Source organism: Collinsella sp. WCA1-178-WT-3 (M1) (genome assembly GCF_009696325.1).
In the GTDB taxonomy this organism is placed as follows: Bacteria; Actinomycetota; Coriobacteriia; order Coriobacteriales; family Coriobacteriaceae; genus Collinsella.
The window spans coordinates 25,153-38,777 of record NZ_VUME01000010.1 but is presented as its reverse complement, the minus strand read 5'-3'; the positions used below and the strand labels follow the sequence as shown (position 1 = coordinate 38,777).

The 13,625-nt window shown below is 57.4% G+C and carries 15 protein-coding genes; 9 read left to right on the top strand and 6 right to left on the bottom strand.

The window, feature by feature from the left end; genetic code table 11:
* Positions 1 to 15: 15 nt before the first annotated feature.
* The 3 genes from FYJ40_RS06920 (at position 16) to FYJ40_RS09240 (ending at position 2,918) form a co-directional block, all read left to right on the top strand.
* The gene (locus FYJ40_RS06920) at positions 16 to 897 is read left to right on the top strand and encodes an ABC transporter ATP-binding protein (protein WP_154516975.1); all 882 of its coding nucleotides are present in this window, start codon (positions 16 to 18) and stop codon (positions 895 to 897) included.
* Positions 894 to 1,592 (top strand): ABC-2 transporter permease, encoded by a 699-nt coding sequence (locus tag FYJ40_RS06915; protein ID WP_154516972.1) that lies wholly within the window; start codon positions 894 to 896, stop codon positions 1,590 to 1,592. The genes FYJ40_RS06920 and FYJ40_RS06915 overlap by 4 nt, the downstream gene beginning before the upstream one ends.
* Before the next feature lie 450 nt (positions 1,593 to 2,042).
* Entirely contained in the window at positions 2,043 to 2,918 is an 876-nt protein-coding gene (locus tag FYJ40_RS09240; protein WP_370450619.1) for an EamA family transporter, read from the top strand.
* Positions 2,919 to 3,498: 580 nt separating this feature from the next.
* Here FYJ40_RS09240 and FYJ40_RS06905 read toward each other — a convergent pair.
* The 3 genes from FYJ40_RS06905 to FYJ40_RS06895 form a co-directional block, all read right to left on the bottom strand.
* Positions 3,499 to 4,803 (bottom strand): chloride channel protein, encoded by a 1,305-nt coding sequence (locus tag FYJ40_RS06905; protein WP_154516969.1) that lies wholly within the window; start codon positions 4,801 to 4,803, stop codon positions 3,499 to 3,501.
* Positions 4,804 to 4,928: 125 nt separating this feature from the next.
* Positions 4,929 to 5,462 (bottom strand): TIGR00730 family Rossman fold protein, encoded by a 534-nt coding sequence (locus FYJ40_RS06900; protein ID WP_154516966.1) that lies wholly within the window; start codon positions 5,460 to 5,462, stop codon positions 4,929 to 4,931.
* A gap of 36 nt (positions 5,463 to 5,498) precedes the next feature.
* Positions 5,499 to 5,924 carry a potassium channel family protein gene (locus FYJ40_RS06895; RefSeq protein ID WP_154516963.1) on the bottom strand — a complete coding sequence of 142 codons (426 nt, stop codon included), beginning with the start codon at positions 5,922 to 5,924 and terminating at the stop codon, positions 5,499 to 5,501.
* 255 nt (positions 5,925 to 6,179) lie between these two features.
* On the opposite strand from FYJ40_RS06895, the gene FYJ40_RS06890 reads away from it, so the two are divergent.
* Positions 6,180 to 6,659, top strand: coding sequence for a pyridoxamine 5'-phosphate oxidase family protein (locus FYJ40_RS06890; RefSeq protein WP_154516961.1), 480 nt, complete (start codon positions 6,180 to 6,182; stop codon positions 6,657 to 6,659).
* A gap of 97 nt (positions 6,660 to 6,756) precedes the next feature.
* On the opposite strand, the gene FYJ40_RS06885 is transcribed toward FYJ40_RS06890, so the two are convergent.
* Together FYJ40_RS06885 and tsaA are read right to left on the bottom strand one after the other, a co-directional pair.
* Positions 6,757 to 7,968 carry a MalY/PatB family protein gene (locus FYJ40_RS06885; protein ID WP_154516958.1) on the bottom strand — a complete coding sequence of 404 codons (1,212 nt, stop codon included), beginning with the start codon at positions 7,966 to 7,968 and terminating at the stop codon, positions 6,757 to 6,759.
* 112 nt (positions 7,969 to 8,080) lie between these two features.
* Entirely contained in the window at positions 8,081 to 8,818 is a 738-nt protein-coding gene (gene tsaA, locus FYJ40_RS06880) for a tRNA (N6-threonylcarbamoyladenosine(37)-N6)-methyltransferase TrmO (protein ID WP_229770708.1), read from the bottom strand.
* Between the two features lie 141 nt (positions 8,819 to 8,959).
* Here tsaA and FYJ40_RS06875 point away from each other — a divergent pair, with 141 nt between their 5' ends.
* From FYJ40_RS06875 to FYJ40_RS06855, 5 genes are all read left to right on the top strand, one after another.
* Positions 8,960 to 9,787 carry a TipAS antibiotic-recognition domain-containing protein gene (locus FYJ40_RS06875; RefSeq protein ID WP_154516952.1) on the top strand — a complete coding sequence of 276 codons (828 nt, stop codon included), beginning with the start codon at positions 8,960 to 8,962 and terminating at the stop codon, positions 9,785 to 9,787.
* A gap of 51 nt (positions 9,788 to 9,838) precedes the next feature.
* The gene (locus tag FYJ40_RS06870) at positions 9,839 to 10,084 is read left to right on the top strand and encodes a glutaredoxin (protein WP_154516949.1); all 246 of its coding nucleotides are present in this window, start codon (positions 9,839 to 9,841) and stop codon (positions 10,082 to 10,084) included.
* 293 nt (positions 10,085 to 10,377) lie between these two features.
* Positions 10,378 to 11,664 (top strand): hypothetical protein, encoded by a 1,287-nt coding sequence (locus tag FYJ40_RS06865; RefSeq protein ID WP_154516946.1) that lies wholly within the window; start codon positions 10,378 to 10,380, stop codon positions 11,662 to 11,664.
* Positions 11,665 to 11,721: 57 nt separating this feature from the next.
* On the top strand, positions 11,722 to 11,988 hold the full coding sequence (locus tag FYJ40_RS06860; RefSeq protein ID WP_154516943.1) for a hypothetical protein: 267 nt from the start codon (positions 11,722 to 11,724) through the stop codon (positions 11,986 to 11,988).
* Positions 11,989 to 11,996: 8 nt separating this feature from the next.
* Positions 11,997 to 12,263, top strand: a complete 267-nt coding sequence (locus FYJ40_RS06855; RefSeq protein WP_154516940.1) for a ribbon-helix-helix protein, CopG family — start codon at positions 11,997 to 11,999, stop codon at positions 12,261 to 12,263.
* Positions 12,264 to 12,407: 144 nt separating this feature from the next.
* Here FYJ40_RS06855 and FYJ40_RS06850 read toward each other — a convergent pair whose 3' ends face one another.
* Positions 12,408 to 13,361 (bottom strand): tRNA-dihydrouridine synthase, encoded by a 954-nt coding sequence (locus tag FYJ40_RS06850; protein WP_154516937.1) that lies wholly within the window; start codon positions 13,359 to 13,361, stop codon positions 12,408 to 12,410.
* Between the last annotated feature and the right edge of the window lie 264 nt (positions 13,362 to 13,625).

Below are 13,625 nucleotides of genomic sequence, written 5' to 3'. Positions count from 1 at the left end.
AAGAAAGGCTATACCATGCAAAACTTGCTTGAACTCAAAGGCATCTCACGCGCTGTAAGCGACCGCTTTTCACTACACGATGTCACGCTCGCCGTGGAGCCCGGCCAGATTGTTGGCTTTGTGGGCGCAAACGGCGCCGGCAAGACAACGACCATTCGCGCCGCGCTCGGGCTTATCAAACTCGATGCCGGCGAGGTGCACCTGTTTGGGCAGCACTGCGGCGCCGACGCGCCCGGTGAAGCGCAGCGTTGTCTGCGCACTCGTGTCGGCCTCGTGCTGGACACATGCCCCTTCCCTTCCACACTCAAGGTGACCGAAGTTGAGGCACTCGTAAGCCCGGCGTACCCCACCTGGAGCCACGACACCTTCGCCAGCCTCATCGACCGATTTGGCTTGGATCCCAAGGCGAAGGTCAAGGACCTCTCCCGCGGCATGGGCATGAAGCTGCAGCTTGCCTGTGCGCTCAGTCACAAGGCCAAGCTGCTCGTTTTGGACGAAGCCACCGCGGGTCTTGATCCCATGGCACGCGAGGAGCTGCTCGATGAGCTGCTTGCCTTTGTCGCCGACGGCCAACGCAGCGTGCTGCTCTCGAGTCACATTACGTCCGACCTCGATCGCGCTGCCGACCGCATCATTTGCATCGATAACGGCTCGATTGTGTTTGACCTGCCGCGCGAGGACATTACCGACCGCGCCGGCATCGCCCACTGTACCCAAGCGCAGGCCGCCGAGCTTATGGCTTGCGTCGAAGGCGCCCGTGCCGCCCACCACGCTTATAGCGTGGACGTGCTCGTGCCCAACCGTCGCGAAACGCTCGAGGCCTTCCCCGAGATTCCCTGCGATCGGGCAACCATTGACGATTATCTACGCCTCACGCTGAAAGGGGCTTCGAAATGAAACGCGCCTTTATGTCCGAGCTCGCCATCGTTCGCACGCTTGTCCCGAGCATAGCGGGCGTCGGCCTGTTCATATTCGTTGTGCTGACCCTCGCCAACACGTCAGGTGGCGACTCCGGCATGAGTGCCGGCGCCTGCGCGCTCAGCGCCATGTCACCCATCATGGTCATGAGCTCGCTGGCAGGCTTCGACAATCAAAACGGATGGGAGCGTTATCGGGCAACGCTGCCCCTCTCGCGCAAAGACATCATCTGCGCACGCTACCTGAGCATCGTTGTCTTCTCGGCCGTCATGACGTGCGCCGCCACGCTTTTGAGCATCGCCTCCATCCCGCTCTTCAACAGCGCGGGCATTCCTTCGACGGGACAGACGGTCTTTGAAATCGCAATCGCCTCGGCAGCATCGATGCTTATCTCCCTCATGATGGTATTCTTGGCGCAGCCGCTGTTCTTTCGATTTGGACACATGGAGGCGCTGCGCCTATCCGTTGGCCTGTTTGCCCTGCTCGGATGCCTTGCCATGGCCACGCTAAGCTCCTCCAACCCCATCAGTAACTGGCTCATGTCGATTGCCGGGGCGAATCCCGATCCCACCGTCCTTGGCTGTCTGTGTGCAGGAACTGCAGTACTGGCGCTCGCACTATGTGTAATCAGCTGCGCTGTCAGCACCAAGGTTTATCGAGTACGCGATCTGTAATCGACGGCTAAAAAAGCTTAGGTGGTACCCCGCTTATTTTTTCAATGAAACGAGGCGGCATAGCGTCACCACCGCCCTTCACAGCAGGCCGTCTAGTTCTTGGCAACCAAAAAGACACCGTCAGCATATCGAAGGTGAATACTTTTCCGAGAAGTGAACGAGTAAAAACAGTGCCCTGTAGCATCGACATTTTTAAGGACTCAATTCCTGCGGTTTTTGTCTAAGAATCCTGCAGTTTTGTTCGAAAAAAGTGTGCATGTTCCAGGGGTCCAGATTTACTCGTTCACTTCGCGGAAAATCATTCACCTTCGATTCGAGCCTTAACCAAATGCCCTCTCGAACTATGGCCCCTGTCTCACCACAGCGATATCAAAGCTTCATGGCGGGACGGTATCATCGGACGAGCGCCGTAAATCTGGCGCGGTCGTTCTTTGGGGAGGCATTTCACCCGTGTCGTGGGTCGCAGCAGCATTTGTGTCGGCGTTCTTTGCCGGCGTCACATCAGTCCTGGCCAAATGCGGCATCAAGCAGACCGACTCCGATGTCGCGACGGCCATTCGCACCTGCGTGGTGCTCGTTTTCGCCTGGGCAATGGCGGGCATTTCTGGATCCATTGGAACCATCGGCAGCATCGAACCCAGATCTTGGCTCTTTCTCGTCCTCTCGGGACTCGCTACCGGTGCTTCGTGGATCTGTTACTTTAAGGCGTTGGGCATCGGAGACGTCAATAAGGTCGTACCGGTCGACAAGATGAGCACCGTACTCGCTGCACTGATCGCCATCGTGCTTTTTGGCGAGACGAGCAACCTTGCGGTTAAGCTCGTGGGAACCGCTGTCATCACCCTCGGTACGTTTTTAATGATCGAGAAGAAGCAGTTTGCCGGATCCGAGCGGCAGCAAGACCGGACCTGGCTCGCTTACGCCCTCGGCGCCGCCGTGTTCGCGGCGCTCACGTCCATCCTTGCCAAGGTTGGCATCGAAGGCGTCGAGTCCAACCTGGCCACGGCAATCCGTACCTGTGTGGTACTGGTTATGGCATGGGCAATCGTGGCAGCTAAAGGCAAGATGGACCAAGCCGTGCACGTAGACCGCTACGAACTCGTATTTCTCGCGGCATCGGGCATTGCGACTGGCGCATCGTGGCTGCTGTGCTACTACGCCATCGCCACAGGCCAGGTGAGCGTCGTGGTGCAGATCGACAAACTATCGATTGTCGTATCGGTACTATTTGCGCGCCTGGCATTCAACGAAAAACTCTCACGGCGCAGCGCCATCGGTCTCGCCTTCATCGTCCTGGGCACCGCCGCGCTCGCGATTTGGAAATAGCGCCGATGCCAAGCGAGATCTAGACGCTCGCAAATCCGTGACAAACGGCATATCCCGGCACGCCCGTGACGTTTTACAATATAAACGTCACGGGCCTCGGCTCAGTCTCGATCATCCAAGGGGATGTCTTTTTGGTCATTGTTCTTTAGGGAACGGTCAATCGCATAGAACCACGAAAACGGCCGTCCAACGGCCGTGGTTTGTTGCGCCGTTCCGCCTCCGTCATCTGCCATTTTTGCACCTGATAGGAAAGAACAATGCAAACCCAGGAATCTCAACCCTTCCCAAAAGCAACTAGCTTCGGCGCGACACTCGTACGCTCTAAGATTATGGGCCCCAATCCCCTCAAGCTCTGCGAAGAGCTGCTTCGCGATGTGCATATCCCCTGCGGCGTCCGCGTCTGCGACCTTGGATCGGGCACCGGTATCACCAGCGCCCTACTCGCCCGCGAATACGGGTTTGACACCTACGCTGTCGATCTGTGGAGCGACCCCGTCGAAAACCGTGCGTTCTTCGATTCGCTCGGTATCTCGCGCGGCTTCTTCAAAACGAGTTCTGAACAAACGCAAAGCGCAATATGCTACTTGCGCAGCGGCTTGGGCAGCGGAATGCCGGCGGCGATGGCTGCGGCGATGATCATGCAGACGATGCCCTTGAGCGGGAAGCACATGAGCAGCAGGCCCACGACCATAACGGGTTGGCGCATGACGGCGCCCATCGTCGAGGCCGTGCAGACGGCGACGCAAAAGACCGGATCGGCGCCGGTGAGGATGGCAAGACCATAGCCCAGGCTTACGCCCGAGAAGATAACCGGGAAGAAGTGACCGCCACGCCAGCCCATATTGATGAGGGCAGGGGTCAGCATGGCCTTGACAAGACCGGTCGCGATAAGCATGCCGGCGGGAATGGTCAGATAGGTTTCCATGAGCACGTCGGCTTGCGTCTCGCCGGCAAACATGGTGTAGGGCAGGAGCGTGCCACAGATGGCGAGCGCCAGACCGGCCATCATGGCCTTGACGACAGGACGCTCCCCTATTGCATGGGACAGCGCCTCGCTTGCATGCTCGGAGACAAAGTACAGCCAACCGCAAACGGTGCCGAGCAACGCCAGCGGAATGAGCCAGGCAAGCTCCAGGTTGCCCACCTCGGCGGACTCGAACCTGGGCATGCCCATGCCGCCGCCCACGAGCTGGCCAAGCAACAGGTAAGTGCCCAGACCGCCGGCAATCGCAATGCCATAGACCACGGTCTTTTGCGCCTTGGGCAGCTTGATGGTGATCTCGTCGGACGCGGACTCATCGTCGGCATCTTCGCCCTGGCCGTCGGCGCTACCGGCGAGCGGCGCCACAAAGCCAAAGACAGGCGCGGTAAAGAGCGCCGTCAGGGCAGCCTGGGTACCTAGCAGCGTGAGCTCCCTAAACTCGGCGCCAAAGCGACGCATGCGGTCGCCGACCCAGCTGCACAGGCCCGCGATAACGCCGGTCAGGCCGGCCTCCGGTCCAATACTTCCGCCAAACAGCAGCGGCAGCAATGCCGCAAGCGAAAGCTTGCCCAGATTGTCGTACGGGTAGCGCCCATCTTGCTTGACCTTAGCCATCACCTGATTCAGGTTATCGGTCTTGGTGTCTGTCATCTTTTCGTACAGACCGATTAACAGGCCGCCCAGCAGGCAGACAAAAAACGGGTACGGCAGAAAGCCAAACGGGCCGCTGGCGAGCTCGGGCGAAGCGACGCCCAGTGCGTGCGGAATCTCGGTCCATAGATAGTCGATGCCGTGCTCCATCACAAAAAAGAACAGCCAGACCGCGGCACCTGCGAACGCACCGGTCACGGCAACGCTAACTAAAAACAGCGCGCGGTTTGTGGGTTTAGCGAGCTTATCCATCGGGTCCTCCCGCGGTCAAAGTCGACATAGATACGTTTTATTGTAGAGCGAGTGTGGCCCAGACGAGCCAACCGTCTGCGCTGCAAACGGAGCCACCGGGGGCCACAGCGGGACAGGCTCAAGGCTTATCCGTTGATAATTGATGCGATTTCGTACAAATCCTCGGCAAAGTAAATGCCTTGCTGGCGCCGTGGGCTTGATAAACCCTTATCAATCATGTGTCCGAGCAGCGCCTTGAGGTCGTTGTAGTAACCGTCCAGGTTATACAGGATGCACGGAGCACTCAGGTGCCCCAACGACACCGCGGACATAACCTCGGCAATCTCCTCGAGCGTGCCCGTCCCACCGGGAAAGGCAATGAACGCATCGCCGAGCTCGATCATCTTTGCCTTACGCTCCGCCATATCGCTCGTCACGATGAGGTCGTCGATACCGTCATGTTGAAACTCGGCCTCGATAAAAAAGCTCGGCTCCACACCCGTCACGTGCCCGCCGGCATTAAGCACGCTATCGGCGAGCGCGCCCATCAGGCCCGATTTGGATCCGCCGTACACGAGCGCGTGCCCGTTGGCGCCAATCCAGTTGCCCAGCTCCTGCACCGCAGACAGAAACGCCGGGTCATTGCCGATACTGGCACCCAGATACACGGTGATATTCAAATTCAGTCCCCCTCATCGTGACGCGCGGCGCCCGTTTTAGCGCTGGCGCCGGCGATATTCGCGCACGCGGCGCGACAGATCGGCGAGCTCGTCACGATCGAGCTCTTCCAAATGCTCAAGATCATCCATAAAGCGCGCCATAGTGTCCTTTTGATGCATCTTGATGAGCATATTGCAGTAGCTCACCGCCACGCCCGTGAGCATGGCAATGTAAAAAATGCTGATAACGCTCAGGACGACCGTGATGACACGGGCGACCGGCGTCTCGGCCGGAATGTCGCCAAAGCCGATCGTCGATACGGTCTCAAAGCTAAACCAAAGGCCATCGCCAAACGTAAGAGTTGTTGGCTCAGAGAGCCAAACAGCCATTGAACACAGAAGATAAAAGACGAGAAAAAGGCCCGTGATGCGCACGAAACCGGCTTGACGCAACACATCGGCCAGCGTCCTCAGCTTTTTCATCGAGACCCCCTTTTTCAGGACAAGCAATCGCTTTTGGTCGGTATTGTCCCACGCCTCCCCCGCAAACGGAACCAGCCATCGAGAATGCCCCTAGACGACGAGTTGTGAGGGACAATCCTTCCACAACAAAAAAGTGCGTTTCAATCCGCGACAAATAGGATGTTCCCGTCGGTCTCGCAGCCTGAACTAGTATCTTGATATAGACATACCACCCACCGCCGTGCACGCAACACGCGGAAAGAAAGGAAACCCACGATGTTTAGACCTCTTCGTAGAAAGAAGCGTGCTATCACCGATCAAGAGGCACGAGAGCTGCTTGTTAATTGCAAACGCGGCATTTTTGCCGTCAACGGAGACGACGGCTATCCTTACGCCATTCCCGTTAACTACTACTTTGACCCCGAGCACGACAAAATTTACTTTCATGGAGCCAAGGCGGGGCATAAGGTCGACGCACTCAAACGCAGCGACAAAGTCTGCTTTACCGTCTATGGCAACGATTGGTACAAAGATGACGACTGGGCACCCTATGTTCAAAGCACTGTGGTTTTCGGCCGTTGCCGCCTCGTGAACGATGACCCGGCGTTTGTCGAAGACAAAGTCCGACAGTTTGCCCTCAAGTACTATCCTTCTGCCGAAGAGGTCGAAGAGGAGATCAAGCAAAGTATCAGGGGCGTCCAGCTGTATGAAATTACGGTTGAACACCTTTGCGGCAAGCAAATTCAAGAAAAGTAGCAAACGTGGAAAAACGCGCTCGCAACCCTCTGCGCCCTATGCGCCCACGCACGTTGACGACACGGGCGCAAGCCGCAGTACCCGAATCGTGCGACCCCTATACCCCAAAAACGTAACGGTCTAGGCGGTCGCACGCTTCCCTTACGCGCGAAAGCGGCAGCGCCAGATTCACGCGAATGTGGCAGGGGCCATGGAACGGACGTCCATCCTGATACCCCACGCCCACGCGTGCCCCCTCGTCGAGCAACCACTGAATATCACGGCCATGCTCGCGGCACCACTCGGTGCAGTCCAGAAACACCATGTACGTGCCCTGAGGACGCGAATAGGACACGCCCTCAAAATGCTCGTCCACGTAATCGCAGAAGTACTCGATATTGTCGGCAAGCACCTGGTTGAGTTCGTCCACCCACTCGTAGCCCTGCGGTTGGTAGGCACCGATAAGCGCATGCATCGAAAGGACATTCATCTCGTTGTAATGGGTCTTATTAGACACAGCGCACATGCGGTCGCGCAGTGTCTCGTTGTAGACAATGTGGTAGCTGCCGACCAGACCCGCCAGGTTAAACGTCTTGCTCGGCGCATAGAGGGCAACCGTGCGCATGCGGGCATCCTCGCTCACCGACTGCGTCGGGATGTGCTTGTGTCCCGGCAGAATGATATCGGACCAAATCTCGTCCGAGATCACCACGCAATCGTGCTCGCGATAAATGTCCATGGCGCGCTCGATCTCGTCGCGCTCCCATACGCGGCCGCAGGGATTGTGCGGCGAGCAGAACACTGCGGCATGGATGTGGTTTTGGGCGAGTTTGCGCTCCATATCCTCAAAGTCCATGCGCCACACGCTCTGGTCGTCGAGCTGAAGCGGGCTGTGGACAATGCGATAGCCCGCGGCCTCGATGGACTTGGTGAAGCCGATGTAGGTGGGGCTGTGGACCAACACCGCATCGCCCGGCTGGACATACGCGCGCAGCGTCGACACGACACCGCCCAGCACGCCGTTTTCGTAGCCGATATGCTCAGGCGCCAGGCCCTCGACGCCATTACGGCGGCTCTGCCATTCGATGATGCGGTCGAAGTACTCGGAACGCGGATTGAAGTAACCAAACATGGGGTGCTGGGCGCGCTGAATGATGTGCTCCTGGACCGTAGGCACCGTGGCGAAGTTCATGTCCGCCACCCACATGGGAATGCGGTCGAAGCCCTCGTCGGGTGCGTTTGGAGCCATACCGGGGATCTCACCCCAAGAGTCAACGGCGATGGAGTCCATGCCGTGGCGGTCGATGATTGAAGTGAAGTCGTATTTCATGCTGAGCCCCCGTGCAGAGCGGAATGATTCGGTAAGCGTTATTGTCCACCAGCGTAGGCGATTTTGGCATGGGGTTTGGCGCTTAATTTGATGGGTGCGGACGAATGGCTGACTAGTCTCGCGCGTCGTTGATTGCGGTTACCGTCAACCTGGCCCCGTCAACCGTAAACGATATGTCGAGTCCGGCGTAAGCCAAGTGGTAAACGCGGTTTGGCTCGTGCTTGCTGCCCGCGCGGCGCGGATCTTGGCGAAGAACCTCGACCAGGCCGGGGAGCTTTGCGGGCGGGACCATGTCTTGAAGCGCTTGTGGGAACTCAACATCGAGCTCTTGCCACGGAGCACCCTCAATCCAGCCGCCGGTCGCATCCGGGTGGCAGTCCGCAAACGGGATGTAGGGCTTAATGTCGTAGATGGGCGTGCCGTCACGCAGGTCGGCCCCCAGCACATGGATGATGGGGCCGTCGTCGGTGCGCTCAACGCGGCTGAGCTTGACGCAGGTAAGACCGATGGGATTGGGGCGAAACGGACTCCGCGTGGCAAACACGCCCACGCGTTCGGCTCCGCCCAGACGCGGCGGGCGCACAGTCTTCGACCACTTGACGTTGGTGCCGGACCTGTCCTGCGTCTTGGCATCGGCAGCTATATCCTTAGCCGTGCCGCCGGGCGTTCCGTTTTCGAAGCGCCACAGCAGCCATAGGTGAGAGAAGGAGTCCAGACCCTCAACTGCTGCGTTGGAGGCAAATTCCGGCTCAAAGACGATGCGTCCCTGCAGGTGGGGCGCCAAAAAGCTGTTGCGCGGAATGCCGAACTTCTGCGGCAGGTCGGTATGTATGTGTGCGATAGGTTCCATGCCGGTCATTGTACGGCATGGAGGTGCGGGGTGCAGCGCGCAATTCTTCGCCGCGGTCTCCCGTCGTGCAACCAACGGTTGCTTGGAAGGGCGCCGGCCGCCGCGTATGCTTAAGCCATCAACCAGCAGAAAGGAGTCGCTATGGCCTTTGCAGAAAAGCTCATTGCCATTCGCCGCGCCCATCACCTTACCCAAGAGCAGCTCGCCGCCAAGCTCTTCGTCACACGCCAAGCCGTCAGCCGTTGGGAACGCGGCGAAGTCACCCCGGGCATCGACATGATGAAGCTCATTGCCGCCGTAACCGGAGAACCGCTGTCCCACCTGCTCGAAATGCCCGAGCACTATTGCCAGAGCTGCGGCATGATACTCACACCCGACGACTGCGGCACCGATGCTGTGGGCGCCACGACCGACCATTACTGCAAGTGGTGCTACGACCACGGCAAGTACACCTACGACACCACCATGGAGGCGATGATCGAGGATTGTGCCCCGCGGCTGGCGCAAAACACCGGCATGTCGCTCGACGAAGCCGTCTCGCTCATGGGCGCCGTCCTGCCGCAACTGGAGCGCTGGCGCTCCGTGCAGGAAAACGAGGAGCGCTACGGTGCCGAGGCGCGGGCGCGCTATGGCGACGAGGCGATCGACGCAGCAAACGAAGCACTGCTGGACATGGACCCCGAGACATGGAACGACATGAAGGAACTTGAACGCGCTATTCTGGGTCAGCTTTCGATTGCCATGGGCGACGGCGATGCGGATGGAAGCGAGGCCCGCAAACTTGTCGCGATGCACCGTCGATGGATTGGCCTTAACTGGGGGCACAAGCCCCAAGACGAAGCATACCTGGGCCTCGCCCACGGCTATCTTGCTGACCAGCGCTTTATCGACTACTACGACAAGCCCTGCGGCACCGGAGCCACGGCGTTTCTGGTACAGGCCATCGAGTCGTCGTCAGCTCATGCATAGACCGCGGCGGCTTTGGGTATTTCAATCAAAACCTCAACCGATTGGAGACCTATGGCTACTAATCATGAGCTCACGCTGTACGTTATGACCGGCTGCCCGTATTGCATGAAGGTCAAGCGTTTCCTTGCCGATAACGGTGTGACCATCCCTGAGCGCAACATCTCGACCGACCCCGATGCCGAGCAGACGCTCATCGCCGTCGGCGGAAAACGCCAGGTTCCCTGTCTGTTCATCGACGGCAAACCACTCTACGAATCGAGCGACATCATCGCATGGGTACAGGAGAACCTGCTCTAGCGTGCGAGTACTCATTGGGGACGCACTTAAATGAGTGGGTAGGAATTCGGTTTCTCAAATTTATAGAACATATGTTTGCTCTCTGTGTTATACTCATCCCAAGGCATGAGACTGGTCGAGAGCTCCTGCGGAGGTCCCCAATGACACGCTGGAGCGAGCTCGGTAAGTAAGATCGGTGGTTACCGCACTCGCCCATCTCAGACAGGCTGCGCTCCTGTTCGCCGTCGCCATCAAAGAACGGCACTCACAATCAGACTGTTTCTTTTCCGTGAGTCACACAGGAGCGCATCGCTATGGCAAAAAAGATACCAACCCTTTCACCCGACATTATTTCAAACACCTGCTCGGATATCAGCAGGATTGTCGAGGCCAAACACCTCGGCCAGAAAGGCACCGACCATGAGGCCTCTTCGGAAGGGGCTCTGCTCATCGGGCGCCGTCTCGAGCAAGAGATTGCCGGATACCCCATTTCCAATCTAAATGGCCTACTCTCGCCCATCGCTTGCCACCTCAAGCAGCACTTTAGCCCAAGCCTGGGCCCGACCTATCTCAAGCGTTGCATAAAGCTCGCACGAACTGTTCCGGAAGACATGAGTTTTCGACCGGAGCTTGATCTAGAACACTATCAGTCGCTCGCTCGCATCGCCGACAAAGATCTGCGCTTGGATCTGATGAACGTTGCCGCTGATAACCGTTGGAGCGCATCGCGCATCGATCGTCATGCCCGCTATCGAAGTCCGCAGGACGTTTTGGATGCTTGGGAGCGCCGTGCGCTTGAATCAAATCAAGAAGTACGGCGCTTCGCCCGCGCCTACACAGATGCCTGTGGAATCATTTCACTCGATGAACTTATTGAGCTCTACAACTCCTGTGCCCCCAATCCAGTCTCGAGATTTGAGATAAATGAAACTATTTGGCAAATCAGGAACGAATCGGGGCAAATCGACAATCCCTGCGTCATATCCAGAGATGGAAAACTCTATCTCATAGCGCCTGAGCTCGATGACGCTGTCGATGAAGCCCCTTATTACTACGATGACTACGGATACTCCTATCGAAAATATGAACGACGCAGCGAATACACCGGTGAGATGCGCGCGCTGCGCGAACGGCGCGTTGGCATCAGAGTGGCAGCCATCTTCGCCGGTCACGAACGTCTCCCAATCAAAAGGCTCAGTTATGACGAAGTCATCTGCGGGCATATAAAGTGCAGTCGATCTGTCGAACGACTCAAGCAGTACGTCCTGAGAGACCCTGAGATTAAGGCATCCGATCTCCATGCAAGAGAAGATGAGTTCGATTTCATCATGACAAAGCTTTTGCGTTCCGTTGGACTCAACGGTATGCCGACAGCACAGCAAATTACCGAAGACGCAGCTTTCTTATTGATTGTCGTACGGCCCGAGTTTTACGAACGCAAGAAAACAGCCGAAGTCTCCAAGCTCCTCTCGATAATCTATGAAAACGCTCCCCTCTGGGAGTTCAACGGACGTTCACATACCGAACTAAAAAGCGAAGGAGTAGTGGAGCCTCCGATGTCGGCTTTACATCGAAAAGTCCAATCAAAACAAGTCGCTTAAGCCTATTAACTGCTTGCATTTTTGTTTACAAAACTGTATACAAAAAGAGAGGCCCTTATGGAGCTCATCGCAATCCACCCCCACGCCCTCAAACACGGGCTGACGGAGACGGATATCACCTGCGCCTGGAACTCCGCTTTTGCATGGTTCAGGCGTGATCTTGAAAACGGAGGTATCGATTACGTTCTCGTTGGACTTGATGGAAGAAGCCGTCTCATGGAGCTCATCGCTCGATATTGCTCCAATCGAGATGGCTACATCATTTACCACGCCCTTGTCCCTCCTACGCGCAAGGTGCTCAGGGAAATCGGGATCGATCGATAGGAGGCACTATGGACGCTAAGCAACTCGAAAAGATGATCGGATTTGCCCCCGGAGAGTTGGAGAAAGCCGCGGAGGCATACGAAAAAGATGAGTGGCCGAAGGGTCGCACCATCAAGCTGGGAAGGCCGTCGATCTCTGATGAGCCAAGCGTTGTTTTATCGGCACGTGTGGGTGAATCGGTTCTTGAAGCGTTTGACGAGAAGGCAAAGCGCCATGGGCAAACACGCACAGAGCGACTCAGAGAACTCATTACCCTTGACGCAATGATTGCCTAGTCCCCCACCGAATCCAAACATGTACGCCAGCATCCAAAGTCGACATTTTTCGATATCTTTGGATGCTGACGTACAGCTTTTGCAACATAGTCATTGGGGACGTTCTTAAATGACTAGCCGTTAAAGAACGTCCCCAATGACTAGCTAACCGTGGAAGCGGGCTATGGGCGCAAGTGGCTGCTCGCGAAAGACGCGCTCGACGGCGGCACGGTATTCGTCGACCTTTTTAGTCTTGCGTACGAGTTTGTGAACGGTAGCAGGATCGGCGAAGGCGCATTTAGCGTAGAACCACCACTCCTTCATGCGAAAGACCGCGTTGCCGCCAATCTCTTCTGCATATGCCGCAAACAGCGTGTCGTGGAAGCGCTGCAGTTCGGCTGCCGTGGCAGCAGGGCCGCCCTTGACCATGCGAGCCAGCGCGGGGTTCGCAAGCAAGCCACGCCCCAGCATCACATGGCGTGTACCGGGATAGGCCTCCACCAGCGCCTCCATGTCCTCAAGATCAAAAATATCGCCGTTGTATGCCACCGGAAACGGCGCGCGCTCCAACGTCTCGCCATAAAACTCTTTGCGCGGCGAGCCCGTATAGCGATCCTTCTGTACGCGCGGATGCACGATCAACTCTGCCAGCGGCATGCGACAGTACAGGTCGAGCACGCGCTCGTATTCGTCGTCGCTCTCCAGCCCCAGCCTGGTTTTTACCGACACCGGCAACGGCGATCGCTCGCACACATCAAGCAAGAACACCTCGAGCCCATCGAGGTTGCGCAAGAAGCCCGATCCTTTACCCTTGGCAACAACCGTACCCGAGGGGCAGCCAAGGTTGAGATTAACCTCGCGGTAGCCCATGTCGGCGAGCACCTGTGCCGCCCACACAAACTCATCCGCGTTCTTGGACATCAGCTGAGGCACCACGTTAAGCCCTTGGTTGTTAGCCGGATCGATTTCCTTAAACGCCTTGCCGCCAAAGCGGTTGCCCACCCGCGGCGGCGGCAAAAACGGCGTGTAATAGCAGTCGAGCGCACCGAAGCACTCCGCATGCACGCGACGGAACACATGCCCGGTAATCCCCTCCATGGGGGCCAACGATAGAATCATCAACATCTACTCTCAAATCAATGCGGCAAAGGAACCGCCCCTTTGTCACATGCATTATGCCTTGTCCCCGAGGCGGCCCACAAGGCGGAGGCGGTTGCTTGATGTCAACCAGCCCTCCGACCATCCCTGTGCAACGAAGGTGAATGGTGCCCACAAACAGCAAGCAGGGCCACCCCACAGCAGCTCCCTCACTCGCCACTTTTTCCTTGTCCAAAAGAGGACGTTCGCGATCAATCGATCACCAACAGCACGCTGCTGACCGCC

Bases quoted from the DNA above. Each gene is read 5' to 3' on its own strand.
- FYJ40_RS06855 (WP_154516940.1), top strand. From the start codon at position 11,997: ATGGACGCTAAGCAACTCGAAAAGATGATCGGATTTGCCCCCGGAGAG.
- FYJ40_RS06850 (WP_154516937.1), bottom strand. From the start codon at position 13,361: ATGATTCTATCGTTGGCCCCCATGGAGGGGATTACCGGGCATGTGTTC.
- FYJ40_RS06890 (WP_154516961.1), top strand. From the start codon at position 6,180: ATGTTTAGACCTCTTCGTAGAAAGAAGCGTGCTATCACCGATCAAGAG.
- FYJ40_RS06865 (WP_154516946.1), top strand. From the start codon at position 10,378: ATGGCAAAAAAGATACCAACCCTTTCACCCGACATTATTTCAAACACC.
- tsaA (WP_229770708.1), bottom strand. From the start codon at position 8,818: ATGGAACCTATCGCACACATACATACCGACCTGCCGCAGAAGTTCGGC.
- FYJ40_RS06875 (WP_154516952.1), top strand. From the start codon at position 8,960: ATGGCCTTTGCAGAAAAGCTCATTGCCATTCGCCGCGCCCATCACCTT.
- FYJ40_RS06905 (WP_154516969.1), bottom strand. From the start codon at position 4,803: ATGGATAAGCTCGCTAAACCCACAAACCGCGCGCTGTTTTTAGTTAGC.
- FYJ40_RS06870 (WP_154516949.1), top strand. From the start codon at position 9,839: ATGGCTACTAATCATGAGCTCACGCTGTACGTTATGACCGGCTGCCCG.
- FYJ40_RS06895 (WP_154516963.1), bottom strand. From the start codon at position 5,924: ATGAAAAAGCTGAGGACGCTGGCCGATGTGTTGCGTCAAGCCGGTTTC.
- FYJ40_RS06860 (WP_154516943.1), top strand. From the start codon at position 11,722: ATGGAGCTCATCGCAATCCACCCCCACGCCCTCAAACACGGGCTGACG.
- FYJ40_RS06920 (WP_154516975.1), top strand. From the start codon at position 16: ATGCAAAACTTGCTTGAACTCAAAGGCATCTCACGCGCTGTAAGCGAC.
- FYJ40_RS06885 (WP_154516958.1), bottom strand. From the start codon at position 7,968: ATGAAATACGACTTCACTTCAATCATCGACCGCCACGGCATGGACTCC.
- FYJ40_RS06915 (WP_154516972.1), top strand. From the start codon at position 894: ATGAAACGCGCCTTTATGTCCGAGCTCGCCATCGTTCGCACGCTTGTC.